The organism is Streptomyces barkulensis, assembly GCF_002843305.1.
Taxonomy (GTDB): Bacteria; Actinomycetota; Actinomycetes; order Streptomycetales; family Streptomycetaceae; genus Streptomyces; species Streptomyces barkulensis.
Map to the genome: position 1 here is coordinate 1 of NZ_PGSG01000016.1, position 26,164 is coordinate 26,164.

A 26,164-nucleotide genomic window follows, 5' to 3' on the forward strand; every position below is an offset into this window, starting at 1 on the left:
CCACCACCTCCGCGAAGATCGTGGTGGCGGGCGGGTTCGGCGTGGGCAAGACGACCTTCGTGGGCGCCGTGTCGGAGATCAACCCGCTGCGTACCGAAGCCGTGATGACCGCCGCGTCCGCCGGGATCGACGACCTGACGCACACCGCCGACAAGACCACCACCACGGTGGCGATGGACTTCGGCCGTATCACGCTGGACCAGGACCTGATCCTGTACCTGTTCGGTACGCCGGGCCAGGACCGGTTCTGGTTCATGTGGGACGATCTGGTGCGCGGTGCGATCGGCGCGGTGGTGCTGGTGGACACCCGCCGGCTGGCGGACTGCTTCCCGGCGGTGGACTACTTCGAGAACTCGGGTCTGCCGTTCGTGATCGCGCTGAACGGGTTCGACGGGCATCAGCCGTACACGCCGGACGAGGTGCGTGAGGCGCTGCAGATCGGTCCGGACGCGCCGATCATCACCACCGACGCGCGGCACCGGGCGGAGGCGAAGAGCGCGCTGATCACGCTGGTCGAGCACGCGCTCATGGCACGCCTGCGCTGAACATCTCTGCGCCGGGCGGCCGGAAGAGTCTTCTCCCCGCTTCCCATCGCTACCCGGGAGCGACACCTCCACACATGCGCACGGCAGGGCCCCGCACACCGCGAGTGTGCGGGGCTTACCCTTGAGTGTCATCTCCCACCCGCGATCAACGAGGGGCAGCACCACCCGTGCGCATCGCCAGATTCTCCATCGACGGCAACGTCGCGTTCGGAGTCGTGGAAGGGGACGCCGGCAGCGGCGACGGCCCTGTCCTCGACATCATCAAGGGCCACCCCTTCGCCGAGTTCGAGCGCTCGGGCAAGAGGGTCCCCCTGGACAAGGTGCGGCTGCTGCCGCCGGTGCTCCCGAACAAGGTGGTGGCCATCGGGCGCAACTACGCCGAGCACGCGGCGGAGATGGGCGGCGAGGTCCCCGAGGTGCCGGTCGCGTTCTTCAAGCCCTCCACCTCGGTGATCGGCCCCGGCGACCCGATCGTCTACCCCTCCTTCTCCCACGAGGTGCACCACGAGGCCGAGCTGGCCGTGGTCATCGGCCGGATGTGCAGTCAGGTGCCCCGGGAGCGGGTGGCGGACGTGATCCTCGGATACACCTGCGCCAACGACGTCACCGCCCGTGACGTCCAGCGCGCCGAGTCCCAGTGGGCCCGGGCCAAGGGCTTCGACAGCTCCTGCCCGCTGGGCCCGTGGGTGGTCACCGACGTCGACCCGGCGGACCTGGCCGTCATGTGCACCGTCAACGGCGAGCAGCGGCAGCTCGGCCGCACCGGCCAGATGGTGCGCTCGGTGGAGGACCTGGTCGTCCACATCACGGAGGCGATGACACTGCTCCCCGGGGACGTCATCCTCACCGGCACCCCGGCGGGCGTCGGCCCCATCAACGTCGGCGACGAGGTCGCCGTCACCATCGAAGGCATCGGCACTCTCACCAACAAGGTGATCAAGCGTGGCTAGCGCATCTGACGTACGCGTACGGTTCTGTCCCTCGCCGACCGGCAACCCCCATGTGGGCCTGGTCCGCACCGCCCTGTTCAACTGGGCGTTCGCCCGGCACCACGGCGGCACCCTGGTCTTCCGCATCGAGGACACCGACGCGGCCCGCGACTCCGAGGAGTCCTACGAGCTGCTGCTGGACTCGATGCGCTGGCTGGGCCTGTCCTGGGACGAGGGCCCCGCGGCGTTCGACAGCGCCTCCGGCGCGGGCGGCGGCCCGCACGCCCCCTACCGCCAGTCGCAGCGCCTGGACATCTACGCCGATGTCGCGCGGAAGCTGATGGAGGCCGGTCACGCCTACCGCTGCTACTGCACCGCCGAGGAGCTGGAGGAGCGTCGCGAGGCCGCACGCAGGGCCGGGAAGCCCTCCGGCTACGACGGCAAGTGCCGCACCCTCACCGAGGAGCACAAGGCCGCGTACGAGGCCGAGGGCCGCGCCTCCATCGTCCGTTTCCGGATGCCGGACGAGGCGATCACCTTCACCGACCTGGTCCGCGGCGAGCTGACCTTCGCCCCGGAGAACGTCACCGACTACGGCATCGTCCGCGCCAACGGCGCCCCGCTGTACACGCTGGTCAACCCGGTCGACGACGCCCTGATGGAGATCACCCACGTCCTGCGCGGCGAGGATCTGCTCTCCTCCACCCCCCGCCAGATCGCGCTGTACCGGGCGCTGGCGGAGATCGGCGTCGGCAACGGGAGCACCCCCGAGTTCGGGCACCTGCCGTATGTGATGGGGGAGGGCAACAAGAAGCTCTCCAAGCGCGACCCGCAGTCCTCGCTCAACCTCTACCGCGAGCGCGGCTTCCTTCCCGAGGGTCTGCTCAACTACCTGGCCCTGCTGGGCTGGTCGATCGCCGAGGACCGGGACATCTTCTCGCTGGAGGAGATGGTCGCCGCCTTCGAGATCGGTGACGTCAACGCCAACCCGGCGCGCTTCGACATCAAGAAGTGCGAGGCCATCAACGCCGTCCACATCCGGGACCTGGACACCAAGGAGTTCATCGCCCGCTGCGAGCCGTGGCTGACCGCCCCGCACGCGCCCTGGGCGCCCGAGAACTTCGACCGTGCCGCCTTCGAGGCGCTCGCGCCCCTGGCCCAGACCCGTCTGACGGTCCTGTCCGACATCACCGCCAACGTCGACTTCCTCTTCCTGGACGAGCCGGTCGAGGACGAGGCGGCCTGGGCCAAGGCCATGAAGCCCGGCGCGGACGCCCTGCTGCGCACCGCGCGGGCCGAGCTGGCCGAGGCGGAGTGGAACGCCGACGCTCTCAAGGAGGCCGTCCTGGCCGCCGGCGGGGAGCACGGGCTCAAGCTCGGCAAGGCCCAGGCCCCGGTCCGTGTCGCCGTCACCGGCCGCACCGTCGGCCTGCCCCTGTTCGAGTCCCTGGAGGTCCTGGGCCGGGAGCGCACCCTGGCCCGTGTGGACACCGCCCTGGCCAAGCTGGAGACCGCCGCGCAGGCGTGAGCCGTCGACGAGGGGCGTGAGGCCTTTCCGAAGAGGCCGGGAGCAGAGCTCCCGGCCTCTTCGGGCTCGTGGGGCGAAGCCCAGGGCCCCCCGACTCCCCCCGCTGTGCGGTCACTCCTGGCCACGACGGGCCGGGCAGGACGGTCCGGACGGGGATCCGGGAAGCGTCCGGAGCGGGAGCGGTCCCGGCCGGTCGCTCCGGGCGTCACTGTCCGGGGCGGGAAGGGGTGGTGTCCGGAGCCCGCCGTGGTCACGCCGTGTGCGGGAGCGGTGTCCGCGGCGGGTGTTTCCGGCCGCCGGCGACCCGGCGGGAACTCGTTTTGGAGCACGGGCTTCCATCGGGTAATGTTCTTCCCGTCGCCAGGCGGAACGGGCCGAAAGGCCAAAGAAGCAAGGCGGTCACCAGGACAAAAGTTTCGCAAGAGCTTGAGTTCCGGTGGGGTATGGTGTAATTGGCAGCACGACTGATTCTGGTTCAGTTAGTCTAGGTTCGAGTCCTGGTACCCCAGCGCGATCTTCCCAGCAAGATCCAAGCCCCCGTTGTGTAGCGGCCTAGCACGCCGCCCTCTCAAGGCGGTAGCGCCGGTTCGAATCCGGTCGGGGGTACTCGCGGTCCTTCGGGATCGCTGCTGGGGCCCCCGTTGTGTAGCGGCCTAGCACGCCGCCCTCTCAAGGCGGTAGCGCCGGTTCGAATCCGGTCGGGGGTACAAGCAGGGAAAGAGGCCCTCCGCTTCGGCGGAGGGCCTCTTTCGTTCTCCCTGCCGGTGTGTCCGCGGTGAGACGCCTCGCCGCGGACACACCGGCAGGGCGTTCAGCCGCCGTTGCGGCGCAGCGCCTCGGTGAGGCGGCCGGCCGCCTCCACGATCGCCTGGGCGTGCATCCGGCCCGGGTGGCGGGTCAGGCGCTCGATCGGGCCGGAGACCGACACCGCCGCCACCACGCGGTTGGACGGGCCGCGTACCGGCGCCGAGACCGAGGCGACGCCGGGCTCGCGCTCGCCGATGGACTGGGCCCAGCCGCGCCGCCGCACTCCCGAGAGGGCCGTCGCCGTGAAACGGGCGCCCTGCAGCCCCCGGTGCAGCCGCTCCGGCTCCTCCCAGGCCATCAGGATCTGGGCCGCCGAGCCGGCCTTCATCGGGAGGGTGGAGCCGACCGGCACGGTGTCCCGCAGTCCGGACAGCCGTTCCGCCGCGGCGACGCAGATCCGCATGTCCCCCTGGCGGCGGTAGAGCTGGGCGCTCTCCCCGGTGATGTCGCGCAGGTGCGTGAGCACCGGGCCCGCCGAGGCGAGCAGCCTGTCCTCGCCCGCGGCGGCGGCCAGCTCGGCCAGCCGCGGCCCCAGAATGAAACGGCCCTGCATGTCGCGGGCCACGAAGCGGTGGTGTTCCAGTGCCACCGCGAGCCGGTGCGCCGTGGGGCGCGCGAGCCCGGTCGCTCCGACCAGCCCGGCGAGGGTGGCCGGACCGGACTCCAGAGCGCTCAATACCAGAGCCGCCTTGTCGAGTACGCCGACGCCGCTAGAGTTGTCCATGCAACGATATTCGCGTCTCACATTACGAAACGCAAGTTCCTTTTCCCCGGGAACCCGCCAAGCTGGGGTGACAGTCGCCACCCCGCCCCTGCGGAGGCGGCGGCACGGATGTCGAGACGAGGCCGGCAGTGCGGCCGGTCGGAGGGAAAGCGATGGGACGGACACTCGCGGAGAAGGTCTGGGACGACCACGTCGTCCGGCGCGCGGAAGGCGAGCCCGACCTCCTCTTCATCGACCTGCACCTGCTGCACGAGGTCACCAGCCCCCAGGCGTTCGACGGGCTGCGCAAGAACGGGCGCCGGGTGCGGCGCACCGACCTCACCATCGCCACCGAGGACCACAACACCCCCACCCTCGACATCGACAAGCCCATCGCCGACCCCGTCTCGCGCACCCAGCTGGAGACGCTGCGCAAGAACTGCGCGGAGTTCGGGGTGCGGCTGCACCCGCTGGGCGACGTCGAGCAGGGCGTCGTCCACGTCGTGGGACCGCAGCTGGGGCTGACCCAGCCGGGCATGACGGTGGTCTGCGGCGACAGCCACACCTCCACGCACGGCGCCTTCGGCGCGCTGGCGTTCGGCATCGGCACCAGCCAGGTCGAGCACGTCCTGGCCACCCAGACCCTGCCGATGGCGCCCTTCAGGACCATGGCGATCACGGTCAACGGAGAGCTGCCCGAGGGGGTGACCGCCAAGGACCTGATCCTGGCGATCATCGCCCGGATCGGCACCGGCGGCGGGCAGGGCTATGTGATCGAGTACCGCGGCGAGGCCATCGAGAAGCTGTCGATGGAGGCGCGGATGACCATCTGCAACATGTCCATCGAGGCCGGCGCCCGCGCGGGCATGATCGCCCCGGACGAGACCACCTTCGCCTATCTGGAGGGGCGCGAGCACGCGCCGAAGGGCGCCGACTGGGACGCGGCCGTGGAGTACTGGCGCACCCTGCGCACCGACGAGGGCGCCGTCTTCGACCACGAGGTGGTCATCGAGGCGTCCGAGCTGGCGCCGTTCGTGACCTGGGGGACCAACCCCGGCCAAGGCGCGCCGCTGAGCGCGAGCGTGCCGGACCCGGCGTCCTTCACCGACCCCAGCGAGAAGCTGGCCGCCGAGAACGCGCTGAAGTACATGGGACTGACCGCCGGGCAGCCGCTGCGCGAGATCGCCGTGGACACCGTGTTCGTCGGCTCGTGCACCAACGGCCGTATCGAGGACCTGCGCGCGGCAGCCGCCCTGCTCCGGGGCCGGAAGGTCGCGGACGGGGTGCGGATGCTGGTGGTGCCCGGCTCGGTACGGGTGGCGCTCCAGGCCGTCGAGGAGGGCCTGGACAAGGTGTTCACCGAGGCCGGCGCCGAGTGGCGGCACGCGGGCTGCTCGATGTGCCTGGGCATGAACCCCGACCAGCTCAAGCCCGGTGAGCGCTCCGCGTCCACCTCCAACCGCAACTTCGAGGGCAGGCAGGGCAAGGGCGGCCGTACCCATCTGGTCTCCCCGCAAGTGGCCGCCGCCACCGCGGTCCTGGGCCATCTGGCCTCGCCCGCCGACCTGTCCGATGTACGCGAGCCCGCGGGAGTCTGAGGAAAAGCCATGGAAGCCTTCACCACCCACACCGGCCGCGCCGTCCCGCTGCGCCGCTCCAACGTCGACACCGACCAGATCATCCCCGCGCACTGGCTGAAGAAGGTCACCCGCGACGGCTTCGAGGACGGGCTGTTCGAGGCCTGGCGCAAGGACGAGGAGTTCGTCCTCAACAGGCCGGAGCGGCAGGGCGCCACCGTGCTGGTGGCCGGGCCCGACTTCGGCACCGGATCCTCGCGCGAGCACGCCGTCTGGGCGCTGCAGAACTACGGCTTCAAGGCCGTGATCTCCTCCCGCTTCGCCGACATCTTCCGCGGCAACTCGCTGAAGAACGGCCTGCTGACCGTCGTCCTGCCGCAGCCGACCGTGGACGCGCTGTGGGAGCTGACGGAGGCCGACCCGACGGTCGAGATCACCGTCGACCTGGTGGCCCGCAAGGTCACCGCGCCCGGCGTCGAGGCGGACTTCGAACTGGACGAGAACGCCCGCTGGCGGCTGCTGGAGGGGATGGACGACATCAGCATCACCCTGCGCCAGGAGGACGACATCGCCGCGTACGAGGCGAAGCGCCCCTCCTTCAAACCGCGAACGCTCGCCGTCTGACGACCGGAACTTCGGCGACCGCCCGTCACGGCGGACGCACGCACGCCCCTTCGAGCGCCCCCGGCTCCACGAGCCGGGGGCGCTCCGGCATACGGGCGGGCGTACGAGGGAAGGGGCGGGGAGGTCAAGTGCCCTCCCACCACGCACAGTTGCCTCACCCGTACGTGTCCGCCCGCGGCGTGTTGGGGCCGGCCGGGTCGACAACTCACCCCCAATGGCACAATCGGTGCATGGACAGCGACGGCCAACTTCCCCTCTACGACCTCGTCGCCGCCCGGCTGAAGGACGCGCACACCTTGGTGCGTGCGCTGCAAGTGCCCGATGACGTACGGGCGGCGCTCGTCCGCAGGCTCCTCGCCGTCACGGCCGCCGCGAAGCACGACCTGGCCGGTGCGGCACGCCGGCTGGACCGGCTGATGGAGGACATCGAGGCCGGCGACGGCCTCCTCCCCGGAGAACGGGAAGACCGGCGCGCGGACCGAAGTGCGTGATGGTCTATTTCGTTGCGACACAAGGGTGATTCGCACGTTTCGCGTTTGATTTGCGGTAAATATCTGCCTAACGTGCGAAAAAGCTTGGACAGATTCGTTCCGGCAATGCCTCCGAAGGGGAAGACGTGAACAAGGCGCAGCTCGTTGAAGCAATTGCCGACAAGCTCGGCGGACGGCAGCAGGCCGCCGACGCGGTCGATGTGGTGCTGGACGCGATCGTCCGTGCGGTCGTCGCCGGTGACCGGGTCTCGGTCACCGGTTTCGGCTCGTTCGAGAAGGTCGAGCGCCCGGCCCGCTACGCCCGCAACCCGCAGACCGGCGAGCGCGTCAGGGTCAAGAAGACCTCCGTTCCGCGTTTCCGCGCCGGTCAGGGCTTCAAGGACCTGGTCAGCGGCGCCAAGAAACTCCCCAAGGGCGGCGAGGTGGCCGTGAAGAAGGCGCCCAAGGGCAGCCTCTCGGGCGGAGCCGGCGCCACCACTCGCAAGGCGGCGGCGAAGAAGGCCGCCGCCAAGAAGGCGGCTCCGGCGAAGAAGGCCGCCGCGAAGAAGACCGCGGCGAAGAAGTCCACCGCCAAGAAGACGACGGCCAAGGCCACCCCGGCGAAGAAGACGGCTGCCAAGAAGTCCACCGCGAAGAAGGCGGCCGGAAAGAAGAGCGCCGGAAAGGCCGTCGCCAAGAAGGCGCCCGCCAAGAAGGCCCCCGGCCGCAGGACCTCGGCGCGCAAGAGGGCGGCGACCCGCAGGAAGTGAGCCGGGCACACGGACATGCGGTGACCGCGCCGGGCCGGACTCCAGCGGAGCCCGGCCCGCGGTCCGTTCATGGGCCGGGGCCGCGGGCCGCAGGCGTCCACCCGTCCGCCCCCGTCCGCCCGGCTCGTCTAGGCTCGGCGCCATGCAGGCCACCGCGTACACCTATGACCCCGCGACCCGCAGCGGCAGCGTGCTCCTCGACGACGGCACACCCCTCCCCTTCGACGCCGAGGCGTTCGACGCGGGAGGTCTGCGGCTGCTGCGCCCGGGCCAGCGGGTGCGGATCGAGACCGAGACCGAGACTTCGGCCGGAACCGGAACCGGAACCGGAACCGGCGCCGGAACCGGAACCGGATCCGGCGCCGAGGGCGGGCGGCGCCGGATCACGCTGGTGACGTTGCAGACGTTCTGAGCGTGTGAGGGCCCACCCCCAGGGCCAGTGCCGCGGCCAGATCCTCGCCGGTGTCCACGTCCCGCCGGACGCTGTCCACCCCGGACAGCGCGATCTCCGCCGCGCCGGAACGCAGATGACGGGCGCGTGAGGCGCCTCCGAAGGCCGGGGCCAGTGCCACGCCGCCGGACGCGGCGAGCAGCGTGGTGCCGACTCCGGCCGCGTCGGCCAGGAAGGCCCGGCGGTGCGCCCGTGCCGTCTCCAGCACCCGGGCCAGTTCCGCGGGGCGCAGGGCGGGCAGATCGGCGTTGAGCGCGGCCACCGGTGCGCCGGGGTGCTCCGACCGTACGGCCGCCTCGCCGTGTTCCAGCGCGGCGTTCAGCCCGGCGCCTGGTGCGTCCGGCACGATCCGCGCCCCCAGGGCGGCCAGTTCCGCCCCCGCACGCGGATCGTCCGTGACGATCACCACACCCTCCACCGCCGCGCAGGCCAGTGCCGCGGTGACGGTGTCCTGGGCGAAGGCCAGGGCCAGTGCGGGCCGCAGTCCTCTCCCCGCCGCCGAGGCCAGCCTGCTCTTCGCCAGCGCCAGGGGCTTGAGAGGCACCACCAGGGTCCACCCCCGGGCCGCCGCGGCCCGCGCCGTCGTGTCGTCGCGATGCATCGGCACCATTCTCACCCGCCCCGGAGCCGCCCGGGGCTCCGCGGGGTTACGGTGTGCTCGACAGGGCGACGACCCGGGGCGACACTTGTGCGGTTGTTCCCCGGCGGCGCGTGTGCCGCAGCAGGCAAGAGGAGATGGTGTCCGGGTGTCCCGCCGCAGAATCGGCTTCTGGTACCGCTTTGCCGCGGTTTTGGCGAAACCGCCCCTGGTGGTGCTGTTCAGGCGGGACTGGCGCGGAATGGAGCATATTCCTCAAGAGGGCGGATTCATCACCGTGGTGAATCACAACTCCTATCTGGACCCGCTCTCCTACGCCCACTACCAGTACAACACCGGCCGCGTCCCCCGTTTCCTGGCCAAGAACTCCCTGTTCAAGGGCGGATTCGTCGGCGCGGTGATGCGCGGCACCGGACAGATCCCCGTCTACCGCGAGACCGCCGACGCCGTGAGCGCCTTCCGCGCCGCCGTCGAGGCGATCGACAAGGGCGAGTGCGTGGCGTTCTACCCCGAGGGCACCCTCACCCGCGACCCGGACATGTGGCCGATGGAGGGCAAGACCGGCGCCGCCCGCGTCGCCCTGATCACCAGGGCGCCCGTCATCCCCGTCGCGCAGTGGGGCGCCAACGAGGCCGTGCCGCCGTACGCGGGGATCAAGAAGATCCGGTTCTTCCCGCGCAGAACGCTGAAGGTGCTGGCCGGACCGCCCCTCGACCTGTCGCGGTTCTACGACCGCGAACCCACCGCGGAACTGCTGCGCGAGGTCACCGACGTCATCATGGACGCGATCACGCAGCTGCTGGCCGAGGTGCGCGGCGAGCCCGCGCCCGCCCAGCGCTACGACCGCCGCCGGATGCTTCCGCGGGGCCGGCGCGAACCCGGCGCGAGGACGGCCGTGGCCGGCGAGCCCGCGGGACGCGCCACCGGGGAGGAGACGCCCGTCGGCCAGGAGCCCGCCGGCCGCGCGGCAGCCGAGGGGGAGAGCGCGTGACGCGAGTCGCCGTCTACGGCACCGGATCCTGGGGCACCGCCTTCGCGATGGTGCTCGCCGACGCCGGATGCGAGGTGACCCTGTGGGGCCGCCGCGCGGAGTCGGCCGAGGCGGTCAACACCACCCGCACCAACCCCGACTACCTGCCGGGGGTCGTCCTTCCCGAGGCCGTGCGCGCCACCACCGACCCCGCCGAGGCTGCGGCCGGGGCCCACTTCACGGTGCTGGCCGTGCCCTCCCAGACCCTGCGCGGCAACCTCTCGGCCTGGAAGCCGCTGCTGCCGCCGGACACCGTGCTCGTCTCCCTGATGAAGGGCGTCGAACTCGGCACCGCCAAGCGGATGAGCGAGGTGATCGAGGAGGTCGCCGGGGCCGGCCCGGACCGGATCGCCGTACTGTCCGGCCCCAACCTCGCCCGCGAGATCGCCGAGCGGCAGCCCGCCGCCTCCGTCGTCGCCTGCCGCGACGAGGAGGTTGCCCGCAGGCTCCAGGCCGCCTGCCACACCCCCTACTTCCGCCCCTACACCAACACCGACGTCGTCGGCTGCGAACTGGGCGGGGCGGTGAAGAACGTCATCGCGCTGGCGGTCGGCATCGCCGACGGCATGGGCCTGGGCGACAACGCCAAGGCCTCGCTGATCACCCGCGGTCTGGCCGAGACCACCCGGCTCGGCCTGGCCATGGGCGCCGACGCGCACACCTTCGCCGGCCTGGCGGGCCTGGGTGATCTGGTCGCCACCTGCTCCTCGCCGCTGTCGCGCAACCACACCTTCGGCACCAACCTCGGCAGGGGCATGACCCTGGCGGAGACCGTCGCGGCGACCCGGCAGACCGCCGAGGGCGTCAAGTCCTGCGAGTCGGTGCTGGACCTGGCCCGGCGGCACGGTGTCGACATGCCCATCACCGAGACCGTCGTCGACATCGTCCACGACGGCAAGCCGCCGCTGGTCGCCCTCAAGGAACTGATGTCGCGCAGCGCCAAGGCCGAGCGCCGCTGACCGCCCACCACCGTCACGTCAGGTAATCTCGCCCGGATATGAGCAGCCAGTCCTTCTCCCCAGGCCCCCAGACGCTCCCGCCCGGCCGGCGGCCGCGCGTCGCCGTCGTCTTCGGCGGCCGCAGCTCCGAACACGGAATCTCCGTGGTCACCGCGGGCGCCGTACTGCGCGCCATCGACCGCGACGCCTACGACGTCCTGCCCATCGGCATCACCGCCGACGGCCGCTGGGCGCTGACCGCCGACGATCCCGAGCGGATGGCGATCGCCGACCGCGCCCTGCCGAGCGTGGAGCAGCTCGCCGAGTCCGACACCGGCTCCGTACTGCTGCCCTTCGAGCCGGACAACCGGGAGGTCGTCTACAGCGAGCCGGGCTCGGTGCCCAAGGTGCTCGGGGAGGTCGACGTCGTCTTCCCCATGCTGCACGGCCCGTACGGCGAGGACGGCACCCTCCAGGGCCTGCTGGACCTGGCCGGGGTGCCCTACGTCGGCTCGGGTGTGCTGGCCTCGGCGGTCGGCATGGACAAGGAGTACATGAAGCGGGTCTTCACCTCCTTCGGGCTGCCCGTCGGGCCCTACACGGTGATCAGGCCGCGCGAGTGGGAGCAGGACGAGAAGGCCGCGCGCAAGAGGATCGTGGACTTCGCGGCCGACCACGGCTGGCCGGTCTTCGTCAAGCCCGCCCGGGCCGGATCCTCCTTCGGCATCACCAAGGTCGACGACCTGGCGGGCCTGGACGAGGCGATCGCCGAGGCGCGGCGCCACGACCCCAAGATCGTCGTCGAGTCGCTGCTGCGCGGCCGTGAGATCGAGTGCGGCGTCCTGGAGTTCGAGGACGGCCCGCGCGCCAGCCTGCCGGCCGAGATCCCGCCGGCCACGGCCCACGACTTCTACGACTTCGAGGCCAAGTACATCGACTCCGCCGAGGGACTGGTGCCCGCCCCGCTGACCGGCGAGCAGACCCGCGAGGTCCAGGAACTGGCGGTGCGCGCCTTCGACGCGGCCTCCTGCGAGGGGCTGGTCCGCGCGGACTTCTTCCTGCTGGACAGCGGCGAGTTCGTCATCAACGAGATCAACACGATGCCCGGCTTCACGCCCATCTCCATGTACCCGCGGATGTGGGAGGCCAGCGGGGTCGGCTACCCGGAGCTGGTCGACCGCCTCATCAGGGCCGCGCTGCGCCGCCCGACCGGCCTGCGCTGACCGGCCCGTGCTGACCGGCCCGTGCTGATCGGCCCGGACCCCGCGGGAGGAACGCGGGCCCGGGGCGGACGCGGGGGGATGTCACAGCGGCTTCTCGGGGACCGTCTCCCGCACCGCGTCGGCGAGGTCCACCAGGGCGTTGACCTCGGGCGCGTACGAGTCGGGGACGGTCACCCGGACGAAGACCTCGCGGTCGAGGAGGGTGAACCGGTGGCCGCCGTCCCGCTTCTCCAGCAGCCAGGAGACCCCGTTCACGTCCACCGACTCGGAGACGGGGTTGTAGTGTTCACTGCCGGGCGTGAGGACCTCGGGCCGCGGCACCCCGCAGCCCAGCTCGATCGCGGGATCGCCCCACACGGCGGCGAACCGCGTCCCGGGCTCGACCTCGCCCCGGGGCTGTCCGTCCACCTCCCCGGGCAGCGCGCCGTACAGCTCGCGGCAGATGCCGGCGGCCTCTCCCGTCGGGCTCGGCACGGGCGGGCCGGGGCGGTCGCCGCCGGACACACAGCCCGCCGCCGCGGCGAGCACGGCGAGCAGGACGGCGGGCGCACGGAGGGCGGACGGCAGGGACCGGCGGGGTGCGAAGCTCACCGGGCGAGCATACGGGGGAGCTACAGGTGCACGACCGGGCAGGTCAGGGTGCGGGTGATGCCTTCCACGTGCTGGATACGGGCCACCACCATGCGGCCCAGGTCGTCCACCGTCTCGGCCTCGGCCCGCACGATCACGTCGTAGGGACCGGTCACGTCCTCGGCCCGGACCACCCCCGGGATCGCGCCGACGACCTCGGCGACGGACGACGCCTTGCCGACCTCCGTCTGGATCAGGATGTACGCCTGTACCACGGAACCTCCAGGGCGGCTACGAGGATCATGTGGGAAGAAGGGACGCCACGGTACCGCGTCACCCGTACCGCCGGGGAGACCCGTACCGCGGGCGGGCGCGGCGGGACGGCGACGCGGAGGGCCGGGCCGGCGGCCGCGGCGGTACCGTTCGAGCGCACAGAAGGAGGGGCACGACGATGCAGAGTTCTCCCGGGGGGCAGCCTCCCCCCGGATTCCCCGGAGGCGCCCCCAGGACCCCCGGCCGTACCGTGGGGGAGCTCGGGGAGTTCGGACTGATCCGCGAGCTGACCTCGCGGATCACCCCCACCCCGGCCGTACGGATCGGCCCGGGCGACGACGCGGCCGTGGTCGCCGCGCCCGACCGGCGCGTGGTGGCCAGCACCGATCTGCTGCTGGAGGGGCGGCACTTCCGGCGGGACTGGTCCACCGCCTACGACGTCGGCCGCAAGGCCGCGGCGCAGAACCTGGCCGACATCGCCGCCATGGGAGCCGAGCCCACCGCGCTGCTGCTCGGCCTCGTCGTGCCCGCCGGACTCCCCGCCACCTGGCCCACCGAGCTGATGGACGGCCTCCACGACGAGTGCCAGGTCGCGGGCGCGGCCGTGGTCGGCGGGGACGTGGTGCGCGGCGAGACCATCACCGTGGCCATCACCGCGCTGGGCGACCTGCACGGACGCGAGCCGGTCACCCGCTCCGGGGCGCGGCCCGGCGATGTCGTCGCGGTGACCGGCTGGCTGGGCTGGTCGGCCGCCGGGTACTCGGTGCTCGCCCGCGGGTTCCGCTCGCCGCGGGCCTTCGTCGAGGCCCACCGCCGCCCCGAGCCGCCGTACCACGCGGGCCCGGCGGCGGCGGAGCTGGGCGCGACGGCGATGACGGACGTCAGCGACGGGCTCATCGCCGACCTCGGGCACATCGCCGAGGGCAGCAAGGTCCGTATCGACATCCGCTCGTCGGCCCTCGACGTCCCCGTCCAGATGTCCGACATCGGGCAGGCGGTGGGCATCGACCCGCTGCAGTGGGTCCTCACCGGGGGCGAGGACCACGCGATCGTCGCCACCTTCCCCGCGGACGCCAAACTCCCCGCGCGCTGGCGCCGTATCGGCGAGGTGCTCCACCCCTCCGCCGCGCCGCAGGTCACGGTGGACGGCGCCCCGTGGGACCGGGCGGGCGGCTGGGACCATTTTTGCGACTGACCCGCCGCCGCTGCCGCTCTCGCGAACCTGGTTGCTCGCCGAGGGGGGTTGCTCAATCGATGGTTGCTGTGAACATGGGCGCGAGCGCCCGGTGGGAGCGCCGGGGCGGGGCGGCTTAGGCTGCGGGGCATGCGTACACCACCACCGCGCGTCCTGACCGTCGCCGGGTCCGACTCCGGCGGCGGGGCGGGCATACAGGCCGACCTGAAGACCATGCTCGCGCTCGGCACCCACGGGATGAGCGTGCTCACCGCCGTCACCGCGCAGAACTCCCTGGGCGTGCAGGGCGCCTGGGAACTGCCCGCCGAGGCGGTGCGGCAGCAGTTCCGCAGCGTCGTGGACGACATCGGGGTGCAGGCGGTCAAGACCGGCATGCTGGCCACCGCCGAACTGGTCGCGACGGTCGCCGGCCTGCTGGACGGCCTCACCGCGCCCGTGGTCGTCGATCCCGTCGGGGTCTCCAAGCACGGCGACCCGCTGCTGGCCGCCGAGGCGCTGGAGACTGTGCGCGCCGAACTGCTGCCCAGGGCCACCGTCGCCACCCCCAACCTGGACGAGGTCGCCCAGCTCACCGGCGTACGGGTGGAGCGCGAGGCCGATCTGCCGCGCGCGGCGGAGGCGGTGCTGGCGTACGGGCCGCGGTGGGCGCTGATCAAGGGCGGCCACCTCAAAGGCGGGGCGGACGCGGTGGACCTGCTCACCGACGGCGCCGCCGAGCACTGGCTGCGCGCGCCCCGCCACGACAACCGCCACACCCATGGAACCGGCTGCACCCTGGCCGCCGCGATCGCCGCACGGCTGGCGCAGGGGCGCCCGGTTCCTGAGGCGGTCGCCGACGCCAAGGAGTACGTGACGGGCGCCATCGCCGCGGGCTTCGCGCTCGGCGGCGGCATCGGTCCCGTGGACCACGGCTGGCGGCTGGGGAGCGAGGCCTTCGGAGGAGGGGGCTGAGCGGGGGGCCTGAGCGGCCGTTCCGGCCGGCCGCGCGGCAACGCCGGAAGGCCGGTCCACCTGAGGTGGACCGGCCTTCCGGCGCAACCGGCAAAGTGGCCGCGCTGGGCGTTGCGTCAGCGCGAGACCGGATCACCCCCGCCGCACGGCGGGGGAGAGGTCATGCGCTCAGCGCGAGACCTTGCCGGCCTTGATGCACGAGGTGCAGACGTTGAGCCGCTTCGGCGTCCGACCGACCATCGCACGCACCCGCTGGATGTTGGGGTTCCAACGGCGGGGCGTACGGCGGTGCGAGTGCGAGATGTTGTTGCCGAAGCCCGGCCCCTTGCCGCAGACGTCGCAGTTGGCAGCCACGGGTCACTCCAAAGACTTCAGATGCACTTACAGTGAAATCCCGGCGTCGGCAGGATCAGAGGATGACCGGCACTGCCAGGGAATTGAGTAGAGCCCGAGCGGGTCGGGCAACCGGGGAAGCATACCTCGCCCCCGTCCGGACCACGAAATTACCACGGCCCCGCACCGCCGCCCCGGCCCCGCCCCCGGCCGCGGCGGGCACTAGCCTTCGCCCGTCGCAGATGTCCTTCCCGGCCGTCCGGCCGCAATCCCCCAGGAGGCCCGTCCGTGCCGCACCCGCTCGACGCCGCCGCGGTACGGGAGTGGAGTGCCCAGACGCTCGACGCGCTGGGCCGCGCCCGCGAGACCATCGACGCGATCAACGTCTACCCGGTCGCGGACGCCGACACCGGCACCAACCTCTACCTGACCGCGGAGTCCGCCGCCCGGGCCGTCGAGGCCGCCTGCGCGGGGGAACCCACCGCGGCCCAGGCGGTGCGGGCCATGGCGCACGGCGCGCTGATCGGCGCGCGCGGCAACTCCGGGACGATCCTGGCGCAGCTGCTGCGCGGTATGGCCGAGGAGATAGCCGAGGCCGAGAACGGCGGGGCCGAGAACGGCGGGGCCGAGAACGGCGAGGCCGAGAACGGCGGGGACGGCGGGACGTGCGGGCGCGGTGAGGACGACGGGGAACCGCTGCGGCGCGCCCTGGTGCGTGCCGCGGTCGCGGCGCGTGCCGCGGTCGCGCACCCGGTGGAGGGCACCGTGCTCACCGTGGCCGCGGCGGCGGCCGACGCGGCCACGGCCGCCGCCGGGGACTGCGCCGCGGTGGCCCGCGCCGCCTGGTCCGCGGCCCGCGCGGCCCTGGAGGCCACCCCCGAGCAGCTCCCGGCGCTCTCCCGCGCGGGTGTGGTGGACGCGGGCGGATACGGACTGGTCACCGTGCTGGGTGCGCTGGTGGCCGCGCTCTGCGGGGAGCGGCCCGAGGCCCCGTCCGCCCGGCGTTCCGGAACGCCGGGCCCGACCCCGGCCCAGACCCCGCCCACGAACCCGTCCCCGGATCCGGACGGCGGTGGCTGCGCGGCCCCGGGGGAGCCGGCCGGCCCGGCCTACGAGGTCATCTACCTGCTGGAGGCCGGGGACGACGCCGTGGCCGCCCTGCGCACCCGGCTCGACGCCCTGGGCGACTCCCTGGTGGTGGTCGGCGGCGACGGGCTGTGGAACGTCCACGTCCATGTGGACGACGCCGGAGCGGCGGTGGAGGCCGGGATCGAGGCCGGACGCCCCTTCCGCATCCGGATCACGCACTTCGGCGCCCAGGGCGGCGACCGGCACACCGGCCGTACGCCCGCGCACGCACCAGGCCGTGCCGCCCAGCGTGCCGTGGTCGCGGTGGTGCCCGGTGACGGACTGGCCGAACTGTGCGCCGCGGCGGGCGCCACCACCGTCACCGCGCGCCCCGGGGAGCCGCCCGCCAGCGGGGAGCTGGCGCAGGCGCTGCTGTGCACGGGCGCGCCCGAGGCCGTCCTGCTGCCCAACGACCCCGAACTGCGGCACACCGCCGCCGCGGCCGCCGAACAGGCCCGCGCCGAGGGGCTTCGGGTCGCCATCATCCCCACCCGCTCCCCGGTGCAGGGCATCGCCGCGCTCGCCGTGCACGAGCCCGGCCGCCGCTTCGACGAGGACGTCGTCGCCATGACCTCCGCGGCCGGGGCCACCCGGTACGGCGAGCTGTGCGTGGCCGAACGGCAGGCGTGGACCACCGCGGGCGTCTGCCAGGCCGGGGACGTCCTCGGCCTGATCGAGGGGGACGTGGCGCTGATCGGCGCACGGGCGGCGGACGTGGCCGCGGCCGTGCTGGACCGGATGCTCTCGGCGGGCGGCGAGCTGGTGACCCTGGTGGTCGGCGCGGGCGCGCCCGGGGACCTGGCCGAGTACCTGGAGGACCATGTACGCCGCAACCACCTGGCCGTCGACACACTCGTCCACGAGGGACGGCAGAGCGGCCCGCTGCTGATCGGCGTGGAGTGAGCGCGGCGGGCGGGCCGGGCGGGTCGCACGGCCCGCACTGTCGGCGGCGTGGTGTGCAATGGGGGACGTGCCCGCGCTGGAAGAGAACACGCAAGACCCCCTGACGGAACCGCTGCGAAAGGTGCTCGGCGGCACCACCGCGAAAGTGATGGCCGAGCATCTCGGCCTGCACACCGTCGGCGACCTGCTGCACCACTACCCGCGGCGGTACGCCGAGCGCGGCGAGCTGACCCGGCTCGCCGACCTGCCGCTGGACGAGCACGTCACCGTCGTCGCCCAGGTCGCCGACTCCCGGGTGCTCACCTTCAACCAGGGCCGCGGCAAGCGCCTGGAGGTCACCCTCACCGACGGCAGCGGCCGCCTCCGGCTGGTCTTCTTCGGCAGGGCCGTCCACCACCACCACAAGGAGCTGCTGCCCGGCCGCCGGGGGATGTTCGCGGGCAGGGTCGGCGTGTTCAACCGGAAGCTCCAGCTCTCCCACCCCGCCTACGAGCTGCTGGGCGCGGGCAGCGGAGCGGAGGCGGTGGACGCCTTCGCCGGCAGGCTCATGCCGATCTACCCGGCGTGCAAGCAGCTGGAGTCGTGGAAGATCGCCAAGGCCGTCGCCACGGTGGTGGACTCCCTGCTGGCCACCGGCTGGGCGGGCGTCGCCGATCCGCTGCCCGCCGCCCTGCGCGCCGAACGCGGCCTGCCCACGCTGCCGGAGGCGCTGGAGAAGGTCCACCGGCCGCGCACCAAGGCCGACGTGGAACTGGCGAGGGCCCGGCTGAAGTGGGACGAGGCGTTCGTCCTCCAGGTCGCGCTGGCCCGCCGCCGCCTGGCCGAGGGCCAGCTGCCGGCCGTGGCGCGCCGGCCGCGCGAGGGAGGGCTGCTGGACGCCTTCGACGCCCGGCTGCCCTTCACCCTCACCGACGGCCAGCGGGCCGTCAGCCGGGAGATCTTCGACGATCTGGCCACCGAGCACCCCATGCACCGCCTCCTCCAGGGCGAGGTCGGCTCCGGCAAGACGCTGGTGGCGCTGCGCGCCATGCTCGCGGTGGTGGACGCCGGCGGGCAGGCCGCGATGCTCGCTCCCACCGAGGTGCTGGCCCAGCAGCACCACCGCTCGATCACCGAGATGATGGGGGAGCTGGCCGAGGGCGGAATGCTCGGCGGTGCCGAGCACGCCACCAAGGTCGTACTGCTCACCGGCTCGACGGGGGCCGCCGCCCGCCGCCGGGCCCTGCTGGACCTGGCCACCGGCGAGGCCGGGATCGTCATCGGCACCCACGCCCTGATCGAGGACAAGGTGGGCTTCCACGACCTGGGCCTGGTCGTGGTCGACGAGCAGCACCGCTTCGGCGTCGAGCAGCGCGACGCCCTGCGTTCCAAGGGCAAGCAGCCCCCGCACCTGCTGGTGATGACCGCCACCCCCATCCCGCGCACGGTCGCCATGACGGTCTTCGGCGACCTGGAGACCTCCGTGCTGGACCAGCTCCCGGCCGGGCGCTCGCCCATCGCCAGCCATGTCGTACCCGCCGCCGAGAAACCCCACTTCCTCGCCCGCGCCTGGGAGCGGGTGCGCGAGGAGGTGTCGGCCGGGCACCAGGCCTATGTGGTCTGCCCGCGCATCGGCGACGAGGAGGAGCCCGCGGGCGCCCGGCGGAGCGGCGGACGCGGCGCGGAAGCCGGGGGCGGCGAGGGCGCCGACGGCGGGGACGAGCGCCGCCCGCCGCTGGCCGTCCTCGACGTCGCCGGGCAGCTCGCCGACGGGCCGCTCAAGGGCCTGCGGGTGGCGGCGCTGCACGGCCGGATGCAGCCGGACGCCAAGGACGAGGTGATGCGCCGCTTCGCCGCGGGCGAGCTGGACGTCCTGGTCGCCACGACCGTCATCGAGGTCGGGGTGAACGTGCCGAACGCCACCGTGATGGTGATCATGGACGCGGACCGCTTCGGCGTCTCCCAGCTCCACCAGCTGCGCGGCCGGGTCGGGCGCGGCAGCGCGCCGGGGTTGTGCCTGCTGGTCAGCGAGACCCCCGAGGGCAGCCCCGCCCGTGCCAGGCTGGGAGCGGTCGCCGCGACGCTGGACGGCTTCGAGCTGTCCCGCATCGACCTGGAGCAGCGCCGGGAGGGCGATGTGCTGGGCCAGGCGCAGTCCGGCACCCGCTCCTCCCTGCGGATGCTCGCCGTCATCGACGACGAGGAGGTCATCGCGGCCGCCCGGGAGAAGGCGACGCGGATCGTCGCCGCCGATCCCGAACTGGAACGCCTGCCCGAACTGCGCGCGGCCCTGGAGGCCCTGCTGGACGCCGAGCGCGAGGAGTACCTGGAGAAGGGGTGACGGGGAGGGGGCGGGCGGCCCGCCGTCCGTCCGCCGCGCGCCTATCGTGGTGGGGCGGCGGGCCCCGTCCGGGCACACCGGCCCCGCCCGAACACTCTGACCCCGAACACCCTGGAGACGGTGAAGCGATGACCCGCGTGATCGCCGGAGCGGCCGGCGGACGACGCCTGGCGGTGCCGCCCGGCCAGGGCACCCGCCCGACCTCCGACCGGGCGCGCGAGGGGTTGTTCTCCACCTGGGAGTCGCTGCTCGGCCCGCTGGCGGGCCTGCGGGTGCTCGACCTGTACGGGGGCTCGGGCGCGGTCGGCCTGGAGGCCCTCTCGCGCGGCGCGGCCCACGTCCTGCTGGTCGAGTCCGACGCCCGGGCCGTGCGCACCATCCGCCAGAACGTCCGCGGCCTCGGCCTGCCCGGTGCCGAGGTGCAAGCCGGCCGGGCGGAGCAGACGGTGCGCGCGCAGGCCCCCGCGGAGCCGTACGACGTGGTGTTCCTCGACCCGCCGTACGCCGTCGGGGACGAGGAGTTGCGCGAGATCCTTCTCACACTCCGTGCCCGGGGGTGGCTCGCGGGCGGCGCCCTCGCCACCGTGGAACGGAGCACCAGGGGCGGCGAATTCCGCTGGCCCGCCGGTTTCGAGGGGCTGCGGTCCCGTCGCTACGGCGAGGGGACGCTCTGGTACGGTCGCGCCGCCGAAGAAGCCGAAGAGGTCACCGACGTGTCATGACCCGTACGGAGAGCGAGGAAACGCCAGTGCGCCGCGCCGTCTGTCCGGGGTCCTTCGACCCCATCACCAACGGACACCTCGACATCATCTCCCGTGCCTCCAGGCTCTACGACGAGGTGTACGTCGCGGTGATGATCAACAAGTCCAAGCAGGGCCTCTTCGCCGTCGAGGAGCGCATCGACCTGATCCACCAGGTCACCGCCGAGTACGGCAACGTGCGCGTGGAGGCCTTCCACGGCCTGCTGGTGGACTTCTGCAAGCAGCGCGACATCCCGGCCATCGTCAAGGGCCTGCGGGCGGTCAGCGACTTCGACTACGAGCTGCAGATGGCCCAGATGAACAACGGGCTGTCCGGGGTGGAGACGCTGTTCGTGCCCACCAACCCGACCTACAGCTTCCTCTCCTCCAGCCTGGTCAAGGAGGTCGCGGCCTGGGGCGGCGACGTCTCCCACCTGGTGCCGCCCCAGGTGCTCCGGGCCCTGCGCGAGCGGCTGTCCCGCTCCTGACGCATCCGGCCCGCCCCGCCCGGCCGCGGCCGGGTCCTGGGAGCGGGCGGGCCCCGTGCCCGGGCCGGTTCCCGCATCCGCTGTCGCACCGGCGGCTGCTGCCCGTACAGTCGCTCCCGTGGACGTACAGCAGAAACTCGACGACATCGTCGCGGCGGTCGAAGGCGCCCGATCCATGCCCATGTCGGCCTCCTGCGTGGTCAACCGCGCGGAGCTGCTGGGGATGCTGGAGGAGGTGCGGCAGGCGCTGCCCGGCTCGCTCGCCCAGGCCCAGGAGCTGATCGGCGACCGGGAGCAGATGATCGCCGAGGCCCGGCAGGAGGCCCAGCGGATCATCGACTCCGCGCAGGCCGAGCGCGGCTCGCTGGTCTCCGGCACCGAGATCGCCCGGCGCGCGCAGGAGGAGGCCGACCGCATCCTCGCTCAGGCGCGCCAGGAGGCCGAGGGGATCCGGGCCGAGGCCGACGACTACGTCGACAGCAAACTCGCCAACTTCGAGGTCGTCCTCAGCAAGACCATAGGTTCGGTCGACCGGGGGCGGGAGAAGCTGCTGGGCCGGGACCCGGGCGCCGACCCCTACGGCGAGGAGAGCGGCGAGGACATCCCGGAGCGTTCCGCCGACCCCGCCGAGCTGCGGGAGCGTGCCGACGCCTATGTGGAGACCCAGTTCCGGGCCTTCGAGGCGGTGCTGTCCAAGACCCTGGAGGCGGTCGGGCGCGGCCGGCAGAAGCTCACCGGGCACCGGCCCATCGACGAGCTGGGCGCCCATATGGCAGCCCAGGACGAGCACGGGCAGCAGAGCGACGCCGACTACCTCGCGGACCTCGCCGACGCCTCCCACGAGCCGCGGCAGTCGTCGCAGCAGCCCCGGCAGGCGCCGCAAGCCCCGCAGGCCCCCGCGCAGCCGCCGCAGCAGCCCGCGTACGAGCCGCAGCCCCAGCAGCCGCAGCAGGATCCGTACGCCTACCAGCAGCAGGCGCAGCAGGGCGGTTACGGCTATCCGCAGGAGGGCTATCCGCAGGAGTACGGGCAGCCGCAGCAGGATCCGTACGCCTACCAGCAGCAGGCGCAGCAGCAGCCGGCCTACCAGCAGCAGGCGCAGCAGGGCGGTTACGGCTATCCGCAGGAGGGCTATCCGCAGGAGTACGGGCAGCCGCAGCAGGATCCGTACGCCTACCAGCAGCAGGCGCAGCAGCCGCAGCAGCCCGCGGCGCTCGACGAGACCAGCTTCTTCGACACCAGCATGATCGACATGGAGCAGCTGCGGCAGTACGAGCAGGGCCGCTAGCCCGCCGGCCCGGCACTCCACCGGCCCGGCGCCCCGCCGGGCCGCCGCCCGGTCGGCCCGGATTGGGTCCGGGGCGGCCGGTCCAGTATCCTGGCCATTCGGTCGTGGTCCGCCCGCGACGTTCGGCTGCCCAGAACGCAGGAATCGGAGTCAGCCGGTGTCAGACCGTAGAAAGCAGGAAGCCCTGAACGCCCCCCTCGACCCCCGTTCCCCCCTCGTGCTGGACACGCGCGAGCTGGGGCGCCGTCCGGGTGCGCTCAAGGAGTTCTCCCGGACGGTCCCGGCTCCCGGGGATCTCGGCATCGAGGTCATCGGGGTGCCGGAGGGTTCTCCCATGGAGCTCGACCTCCGCCTGGAGTCGGTCATGGAAGGGGTGCTCGTCACGGGCACCGCCCGTGCGCGGCTGAAGGGGGAGTGCGTAAGGTGTCTGGAGCCGCTGGAGCAGGAATGCGAGGCGGACTTCCAGGAGATGTTCTCCTACCCCGACGCCGACGACCGGAGCCGCTTCGCGGACACCGGCGACGACGCCGAGGACGAGGAGACGTTCCAACTCGAGGGCGACCTGCTCGACCTCGAGCCCGTGCTGCGCGACGCGGTGGTGCTGTCGCTGCCGCTGCAGCCGGTGTGCCAGGAGGACTGCCCCGGACTCTGCCCCCGCTGTGGGGCGAGGCTCGCGGACGACCCCGGGCACGACCACAACGAGGCCGTCGACATCCGGTGGGCGGCTCTCGAAGGACTCGCCGGTTCCATGCGGGACGGCGAGAAGGACGAAGACAACGCACCCCGCACTGCCGGGGACGATCCACAGGAGAAATAGCCGTGGCTGTTCCGAAGCGGAAGATGTCGCGCAGCAACACGCGCCACCGCCGGTCGCAGTGGAAGGCTGCGGTCCCGACCCTGGTGAAGTGCGAGCGCTGCCAGGAGCCCCGTCAGCAGCACATCGCCTGCCCGAACTGCGGCACCTACAACCGCCGCCAGGTCCTCGAGGTCTGATCGGCTGGTGACGGGCTCCATGTCAGACGCCACTACGCCCGGAGACATCCCCCGCAGCGACGGGGGTGAGACGGCGCAGAGGGCGGGTCTGGTGGACGCGGCCTCGTCCCACACGCTTCTGGAAGGGCGGCTCGGGTACCAGCTCGAGTCCGCCCTTCTGACGCGTGCACTGACGCACCGCAGCTACGCGTACGAGAACGGCGGCCTGCCCACCAACGAGCGCCTGGAGTTCCTGGGGGACTCCGTGCTGGGCCTGGTGGTCACCGACACCCTTTACCGCACCCACCCCGACCTGCCCGAGGGCCAGCTCGCCAAGCTTCGCGCGGCGGTGGTCAACTCCCGCGCGCTGGCGGGAGTCGCCCGCGGTCTCGATCTGGGCGCCTTCATCCGGCTCGGCCGGGGCGAGGAGGGCACCGGCGGCCGGGACAAGGCGTCGATCCTCGCCGACACCCTGGAGGCCGTGATCGGCGCGGTCTACCTCGACCGGGGGCTGGAGGCGGCCAGCGAGCTGGTGCACCGGCTCTTCGACCCCCTGATCGAGGAGTCCTCCAACCTCGGTGCCGGACTCGACTGGAAGACCAGCCTCCAGGAACTGACCGCGGCCGAGGGGCTGGGTGTTCCGGAGTATCTGGTCACCGAGACCGGCCCCGACCACGAGAAGACCTTCACGGCTGCCGCCCGCGTCGGTGGTGTCGCGTACGGCACCGGCACCGGCCGCAGCAAGAAGGAGGCCGAGCAGCAGGCGGCGGAGGCCGCCTGGCGTGCCATCAGGGCCGCCGCCGACCAGCGGGAGGGCCAGAGGGCCGAGAAGGTCTCCTGACCGGCCCCGATCCCACCCCGTCGCGCCTCTCGCCCACCCGCCCGGAATCCGGGCGGGTGGGCGCGTCGTTCCACCAGTGACCCCACACCGCCTCCCGCTGACGCGGGATCTTCGTCGACGAGGAGCCGTCGTTGCCAGAGCTGCCCGAGGTCGAGGTCGTCCGGCGCGGACTCGAGCGCTGGGTCGGCGGCCGCACCATCGCCGGAGCCGAGGTGCTGCACCCCCGCGCGGTCCGCCGCCACCTCGCCGGAGCGGAGGACTTCACCGGCCGGCTGCGAGGGAAGCGTGTCGGCGCGCCCCTGCGCCGCGGCAAGTACCTGTGGCTGCCGCTTCAGGACACCGGCCAGTGCGTCCTGGCACACCTCGGCATGAGCGGGCAGCTGCTCGTCCAGCCCCAGGGAGCCCCCGACGAGAAGCACCTGCGCGTCCGCGTCCGCTTCGCCGACGACGCGGGCACCGAGCTGCGCTTCGTCGACCAGCGCACCTTCGGCGGACTGTCACTGCACGCCACCACGGAAGACGGTCTGCCCGACGTCATGGCGCACATCGCCCGCGATCCGCTGGACCCGGCCTTCGACGAGGCGGCCTTCCACACCGCCCTGCGCCGCCGCCGCAGCACGCTCAAGCGGGCACTGCTCGACCAGTCCCTGATCAGCGGGGTGGGCAACATCTACGCGGACGAGGCACTGTGGCGCTCCCGGCTGCACTACGACCGCCCCACCGCCACCCTCACCCGCCCGCGCACCGCCGAACTGCTCGGCCACGTCCGCGACGTGATGAACGAGGCCCTCGCCGTCGGCGGCACCAGCTTCGACAGCCTCTACGTCAACGTAAACGGGGAGTCGGGCTACTTCGAACGCTCCCTGGACGCCTACGGCCGAGAGGGCCTGCCCTGCCGCCGCTGCGCCGCCCCGATGCGCCGCAGCCCCTGGATGAACCGCTCCAGCTACTTCTGTCCGCGCTGCCAGCGCCCGCCCCGCCCGGCGCGCTGAACACCGCTCGCAGTCCGCACGGGGTGGCGGGTGCCCGGCGGGGGCCGTTCAGAAGCCGAAGAAGTGACGCGGGCCCTCGCTGACCTGGGGGCCTTCCGGCGACCAACGCTGTGACCTGCGGCTTACCCGCCGACGGTTGTCAACGTTGGTCGCCGTTGGCTGCCCTCGGACGGCCCAGCGACGGCCCGAGCGGAGGTGCGGTGCACCCCTCGATGCGAACCACCGATGGGGCGTCGGCCTCGGTCACGCTGGTTGCTGTACAGCATCGGTCCTGAAGATCGCTGGCCCGCCCCTACTCCTTGATCTTGACCTGGAAACCAAGGCGCTTCAGCCATGCGGCCGCATGCTCCTTGCCACCGCTGAATTCGCCGGAAGTCAGCGCCCGTCCCTGGTCCCACTTATGTGCTACTCCGGCGATCGCCTTCGAGTCGTACTCCCGCCCCTCGTGCACGAGAACGTACGATCGGGCTTCTCCGAAGCCGTACTTCGACAGGAACGCCTCACGCCCTGCCTCGTCGTACTCCTCGATGACCTTGAGTACGGATTCCCGTGTGATCGCTCCTCTGCGCATGGATGAAGGCTACGGCTGGGGCTGACAACGTGGTGACGATCTCGGTCAACTTGTTGGTAGGTGGAGGTTTCCGGGGGCACGGCCTGCGGCTACGACTTGAGGTCGGCGGAGCGGGTTTGGCCGGTGTCCTGCCTGGGCTGGGGTCGGGCATGATCAGGGGGCCGTACGCTGGTTGGCAACTCGGGCAGGCTTTGGACCTGCCCGCAATGTGTCCGAGTGGCCCCCTGGTCGTGCCCGACGCGGGTCCCGGACCGGGCAGGTGGGTAAAGCCGTGGAGCCGACCGCCCCCAGCCCCGGCCTGGTCTTTTCGCCCCCTTGCGGGCGCGGGCGGGTGACGGCGCGCGGCCCCGGCGGCGAAGACGAGGAGGGGCCAGCGCGGCGGCGCCCGGCCCGGCGCCGCCGCGCT

The 26,164-nt window shown here is 72.6% G+C and carries 28 protein-coding genes and 3 tRNA genes; 25 read left to right on the top strand and 6 right to left on the bottom strand.

Annotation, left to right across the window (positions count from 1 at the left end):
• From CUT83_RS04065 to CUT83_RS04090, 6 genes are all read left to right on the top strand, one after another.
• On the top strand, positions 1-545 hold a 545-nt coding region (locus tag CUT83_RS04065; RefSeq protein WP_101254505.1), incomplete at its 5' end, for a GTP-binding protein.
• A gap of 167 nt (positions 546-712) precedes the next feature.
• Positions 713-1,495, top strand: coding sequence for a fumarylacetoacetate hydrolase family protein (locus CUT83_RS04070; RefSeq protein ID WP_101254506.1), 783 nt, complete (start codon positions 713-715; stop codon positions 1,493-1,495).
• Positions 1,488-3,002: a glutamate--tRNA ligase gene (gltX, locus tag CUT83_RS04075; RefSeq protein ID WP_101254507.1), complete on the top strand. Its 1,515-nt coding sequence runs from the start codon at positions 1,488-1,490 to the stop codon at positions 3,000-3,002. Before CUT83_RS04070 ends, gltX begins: the two co-directional genes overlap by 8 nt.
• A 437-nt stretch (positions 3,003-3,439) precedes the next feature.
• A tRNA-Gln gene (locus CUT83_RS04080) sits at positions 3,440-3,511 on the top strand.
• Between the two features lie 24 nt (positions 3,512-3,535).
• Positions 3,536-3,608 (top strand) — tRNA-Glu (locus tag CUT83_RS04085).
• 28 nt (positions 3,609-3,636) lie between these two features.
• Positions 3,637-3,709: transfer RNA gene (locus tag CUT83_RS04090), tRNA-Glu, on the top strand.
• A 104-nt stretch (positions 3,710-3,813) separates the two neighbouring features.
• Here CUT83_RS04090 and ndgR read toward each other — a convergent pair.
• Positions 3,814-4,533: an IclR family transcriptional regulator NdgR gene (ndgR, locus tag CUT83_RS04095; RefSeq protein ID WP_093850624.1), complete on the bottom strand. Its 720-nt coding sequence runs from the start codon at positions 4,531-4,533 to the stop codon at positions 3,814-3,816.
• 152 nt (positions 4,534-4,685) lie between these two features.
• Here ndgR and leuC point away from each other — a divergent pair, with 152 nt between their 5' ends.
• The 5 genes from leuC (at position 4,686) to CUT83_RS04120 (ending at position 8,365) form a co-directional block, all read left to right on the top strand.
• Complete coding sequence (gene leuC, locus CUT83_RS04100; RefSeq protein ID WP_101254508.1) at positions 4,686-6,110, top strand: 3-isopropylmalate dehydratase large subunit; 1,425 nt, start codon at positions 4,686-4,688, stop codon at positions 6,108-6,110.
• 9 nt (positions 6,111-6,119) lie between these two features.
• The gene (leuD, locus tag CUT83_RS04105; protein ID WP_101254509.1) at positions 6,120-6,713 is read left to right on the top strand and encodes a 3-isopropylmalate dehydratase small subunit; all 594 of its coding nucleotides are present in this window, start codon (positions 6,120-6,122) and stop codon (positions 6,711-6,713) included.
• A gap of 230 nt (positions 6,714-6,943) precedes the next feature.
• Entirely contained in the window at positions 6,944-7,204 is a 261-nt protein-coding gene (locus tag CUT83_RS04110; RefSeq protein WP_101254510.1) for an SCO5555 family protein, read from the top strand.
• A gap of 125 nt (positions 7,205-7,329) precedes the next feature.
• Entirely contained in the window at positions 7,330-7,953 is a 624-nt protein-coding gene (locus CUT83_RS04115) for an HU family DNA-binding protein (RefSeq protein WP_101254511.1), read from the top strand.
• A 142-nt stretch (positions 7,954-8,095) separates the two neighbouring features.
• Positions 8,096-8,365, top strand: coding sequence for a hypothetical protein (locus CUT83_RS04120; RefSeq protein WP_101254512.1), 270 nt, complete (start codon positions 8,096-8,098; stop codon positions 8,363-8,365).
• Here the strand turns inward: CUT83_RS04120 and cofC are convergent.
• Complete coding sequence (cofC, locus tag CUT83_RS04125; protein ID WP_420882399.1) at positions 8,337-9,014, bottom strand: 2-phospho-L-lactate guanylyltransferase; 678 nt, start codon at positions 9,012-9,014, stop codon at positions 8,337-8,339. The genes CUT83_RS04120 and cofC overlap by 29 nt on opposite strands.
• A gap of 136 nt (positions 9,015-9,150) precedes the next feature.
• On the opposite strand from cofC, the gene CUT83_RS04130 reads away from it, so the two are divergent.
• The 3 genes from CUT83_RS04130 to CUT83_RS04140 are packed head-to-tail and all read left to right on the top strand — an operon-like array spanning position 9,151 to position 12,193.
• Positions 9,151-9,993 carry a lysophospholipid acyltransferase family protein gene (locus CUT83_RS04130; RefSeq protein WP_101254513.1) on the top strand — a complete coding sequence of 281 codons (843 nt, stop codon included), beginning with the start codon at positions 9,151-9,153 and terminating at the stop codon, positions 9,991-9,993.
• On the top strand, positions 9,990-10,991 hold the full coding sequence (locus CUT83_RS04135; protein WP_101254514.1) for an NAD(P)H-dependent glycerol-3-phosphate dehydrogenase: 1,002 nt from the start codon (positions 9,990-9,992) through the stop codon (positions 10,989-10,991). Before CUT83_RS04130 ends, CUT83_RS04135 begins: the two co-directional genes overlap by 4 nt.
• 38 nt (positions 10,992-11,029) lie before the next feature.
• Positions 11,030-12,193: a D-alanine--D-alanine ligase family protein gene (locus CUT83_RS04140; RefSeq protein WP_101254515.1), complete on the top strand. Its 1,164-nt coding sequence runs from the start codon at positions 11,030-11,032 to the stop codon at positions 12,191-12,193.
• An 81-nt stretch (positions 12,194-12,274) separates the two neighbouring features.
• Here the strand turns inward: CUT83_RS04140 and CUT83_RS04145 are convergent, their stop codons facing one another.
• Both CUT83_RS04145 and CUT83_RS04150 read right to left on the bottom strand, forming a co-directional pair.
• Positions 12,275-12,784, bottom strand: coding sequence for a DUF3515 domain-containing protein (locus CUT83_RS04145; RefSeq protein ID WP_173915021.1), 510 nt, complete (start codon positions 12,782-12,784; stop codon positions 12,275-12,277).
• 20 nt (positions 12,785-12,804) lie between these two features.
• Positions 12,805-13,038: an Lrp/AsnC family transcriptional regulator gene (locus CUT83_RS04150; RefSeq protein WP_093850634.1), complete on the bottom strand. Its 234-nt coding sequence runs from the start codon at positions 13,036-13,038 to the stop codon at positions 12,805-12,807.
• Between the two features lie 176 nt (positions 13,039-13,214).
• Here CUT83_RS04150 and CUT83_RS04155 point away from each other — a divergent pair, with 176 nt between their 5' ends.
• Both CUT83_RS04155 and thiD read left to right on the top strand, forming a co-directional pair.
• The gene (locus CUT83_RS04155; protein WP_420882400.1) at positions 13,215-14,231 is read left to right on the top strand and encodes a thiamine-phosphate kinase; all 1,017 of its coding nucleotides are present in this window, start codon (positions 13,215-13,217) and stop codon (positions 14,229-14,231) included.
• Positions 14,232-14,360: 129 nt separating this feature from the next.
• Positions 14,361-15,182: a bifunctional hydroxymethylpyrimidine kinase/phosphomethylpyrimidine kinase gene (thiD, locus tag CUT83_RS04160; protein WP_101254518.1), complete on the top strand. Its 822-nt coding sequence runs from the start codon at positions 14,361-14,363 to the stop codon at positions 15,180-15,182.
• Between the two features lie 168 nt (positions 15,183-15,350).
• On the opposite strand, the gene rpmB is transcribed toward thiD, so the two are convergent.
• Positions 15,351-15,536: a 50S ribosomal protein L28 gene (gene rpmB / locus CUT83_RS04165; protein ID WP_031508248.1), complete on the bottom strand. Its 186-nt coding sequence runs from the start codon at positions 15,534-15,536 to the stop codon at positions 15,351-15,353.
• A 267-nt stretch (positions 15,537-15,803) separates the two neighbouring features.
• Between rpmB and CUT83_RS04170 the strand changes: the two genes are divergently transcribed.
• The 9 genes from CUT83_RS04170 to mutM all read left to right on the top strand — a co-directional run bounded on the left by CUT83_RS04170 (position 15,804) and on the right by mutM (position 25,187).
• The gene (locus tag CUT83_RS04170) at positions 15,804-17,546 is read left to right on the top strand and encodes a DAK2 domain-containing protein (protein WP_101254519.1); all 1,743 of its coding nucleotides are present in this window, start codon (positions 15,804-15,806) and stop codon (positions 17,544-17,546) included.
• 58 nt (positions 17,547-17,604) lie between these two features.
• Positions 17,605-19,866, top strand: coding sequence for an ATP-dependent DNA helicase RecG (gene recG, locus CUT83_RS04175; RefSeq protein WP_101254520.1), 2,262 nt, complete (start codon positions 17,605-17,607; stop codon positions 19,864-19,866).
• 128 nt (positions 19,867-19,994) lie between these two features.
• Positions 19,995-20,588, top strand: a complete 594-nt coding sequence (gene rsmD / locus CUT83_RS04180) for a 16S rRNA (guanine(966)-N(2))-methyltransferase RsmD (protein ID WP_101254521.1) — start codon at positions 19,995-19,997, stop codon at positions 20,586-20,588.
• 26 nt (positions 20,589-20,614) lie between these two features.
• Positions 20,615-21,094 (top strand): pantetheine-phosphate adenylyltransferase, encoded by a 480-nt coding sequence (gene coaD / locus CUT83_RS04185; protein ID WP_240957791.1) that lies wholly within the window; start codon positions 20,615-20,617, stop codon positions 21,092-21,094.
• 118 nt (positions 21,095-21,212) lie between these two features.
• Entirely contained in the window at positions 21,213-22,382 is a 1,170-nt protein-coding gene (locus CUT83_RS04190; protein WP_101254523.1) for a F0F1 ATP synthase subunit B family protein, read from the top strand.
• Between the two features lie 157 nt (positions 22,383-22,539).
• Positions 22,540-23,199: a YceD family protein gene (locus tag CUT83_RS04195; RefSeq protein ID WP_101254524.1), complete on the top strand. Its 660-nt coding sequence runs from the start codon at positions 22,540-22,542 to the stop codon at positions 23,197-23,199.
• A 2-nt stretch (positions 23,200-23,201) separates the two neighbouring features.
• On the top strand, positions 23,202-23,375 hold the full coding sequence (rpmF, locus tag CUT83_RS04200; RefSeq protein ID WP_031508259.1) for a 50S ribosomal protein L32: 174 nt from the start codon (positions 23,202-23,204) through the stop codon (positions 23,373-23,375).
• A 19-nt stretch (positions 23,376-23,394) separates the two neighbouring features.
• Complete coding sequence (gene rnc / locus CUT83_RS04205; RefSeq protein ID WP_240957789.1) at positions 23,395-24,195, top strand: ribonuclease III; 801 nt, start codon at positions 23,395-23,397, stop codon at positions 24,193-24,195.
• A 131-nt stretch (positions 24,196-24,326) separates the two neighbouring features.
• On the top strand, positions 24,327-25,187 hold the full coding sequence (gene mutM, locus CUT83_RS04210; protein ID WP_101254525.1) for a bifunctional DNA-formamidopyrimidine glycosylase/DNA-(apurinic or apyrimidinic site) lyase: 861 nt from the start codon (positions 24,327-24,329) through the stop codon (positions 25,185-25,187).
• 292 nt (positions 25,188-25,479) lie between these two features.
• Here mutM and CUT83_RS04215 read toward each other — a convergent pair whose 3' ends face one another.
• Positions 25,480-25,758 carry a ScoMcrA-related endonuclease gene (locus CUT83_RS04215; RefSeq protein WP_101254526.1) on the bottom strand — a complete coding sequence of 93 codons (279 nt, stop codon included), beginning with the start codon at positions 25,756-25,758 and terminating at the stop codon, positions 25,480-25,482.
• Positions 25,759-26,164 lie beyond the last annotated feature (406 nt).

What these genes read in the sequence shown, in the direction of transcription:
- CUT83_RS04110 (WP_101254510.1), top strand. Translation starts at nt 6,944, where the DNA reads ATGGACAGCGACGGCCAACTTCCCCTCTACGACCTCGTCGCCGCCCGG.
- cofC (WP_420882399.1), bottom strand. Translation starts at nt 9,014, where the DNA reads ATGGTGCCGATGCATCGCGACGACACGACGGCGCGGGCCGCGGCGGCC.
- CUT83_RS04120 (WP_101254512.1), top strand. Translation starts at nt 8,096, where the DNA reads ATGCAGGCCACCGCGTACACCTATGACCCCGCGACCCGCAGCGGCAGC.
- leuC (WP_101254508.1), top strand. Translation starts at nt 4,686, where the DNA reads ATGGGACGGACACTCGCGGAGAAGGTCTGGGACGACCACGTCGTCCGG.
- CUT83_RS04140 (WP_101254515.1), top strand. Translation starts at nt 11,030, where the DNA reads ATGAGCAGCCAGTCCTTCTCCCCAGGCCCCCAGACGCTCCCGCCCGGC.
- thiD (WP_101254518.1), top strand. Translation starts at nt 14,361, where the DNA reads ATGCGTACACCACCACCGCGCGTCCTGACCGTCGCCGGGTCCGACTCC.
- rnc (WP_240957789.1), top strand. Translation starts at nt 23,395, where the DNA reads ATGTCAGACGCCACTACGCCCGGAGACATCCCCCGCAGCGACGGGGGT.
- CUT83_RS04155 (WP_420882400.1), top strand. Translation starts at nt 13,215, where the DNA reads ATGCAGAGTTCTCCCGGGGGGCAGCCTCCCCCCGGATTCCCCGGAGGC.
- CUT83_RS04215 (WP_101254526.1), bottom strand. Translation starts at nt 25,758, where the DNA reads ATGCGCAGAGGAGCGATCACACGGGAATCCGTACTCAAGGTCATCGAG.
- rsmD (WP_101254521.1), top strand. Translation starts at nt 19,995, where the DNA reads ATGACCCGCGTGATCGCCGGAGCGGCCGGCGGACGACGCCTGGCGGTG.
- recG (WP_101254520.1), top strand. Translation starts at nt 17,605, where the DNA reads ATGGGGGACGTGCCCGCGCTGGAAGAGAACACGCAAGACCCCCTGACG.
- leuD (WP_101254509.1), top strand. Translation starts at nt 6,120, where the DNA reads ATGGAAGCCTTCACCACCCACACCGGCCGCGCCGTCCCGCTGCGCCGC.
- ndgR (WP_093850624.1), bottom strand. Translation starts at nt 4,533, where the DNA reads ATGGACAACTCTAGCGGCGTCGGCGTACTCGACAAGGCGGCTCTGGTA.